Annotated in this window: 1 protein-coding gene; it reads left to right on the top strand. The window is 55.6% G+C overall.

Annotated elements, in window-relative coordinates; genetic code table 11:
* The coding region (locus tag FQ668_RS27705) for a family 1 glycosylhydrolase (RefSeq protein ID WP_144180807.1) at positions 1 to 259 on the top strand (259 nt) is incomplete at both ends.

Genomic DNA, 259 nt, shown 5'->3' with positions numbered 1-259 from the left:
CATCCAGCCAGCGCCAGATATGTGGGACGAGACGGCTTTAGAGCGCTACCGCCAGATGCTGCTGGGGCTTAAAGAACGCGGCATGACTGCGATGATTACTCTGCATCATTTCACCAACCCGCTGTGGTTAGCCGATATGGGCGCATGGGAAAACGAGCAAGTGGTGCCGCTCTTTGCGGAGTACACTCGAAAAGTCGTCGAAGCATTAGGGGCACACTGCCGGCTGTGGGTCACGATTAACGAGCCGAACGTCTATATG

The sequence above is a fragment of the Pseudomonas sp. Kh14 genome (assembly GCF_900291005.1).
In the GTDB taxonomy this organism is placed as follows: domain Bacteria; phylum Pseudomonadota; class Gammaproteobacteria; order Pseudomonadales; family Pseudomonadaceae; genus Aquipseudomonas; species Aquipseudomonas alloputida.
This window is presented reverse-complemented; position numbering and strand designations above follow the sequence as displayed.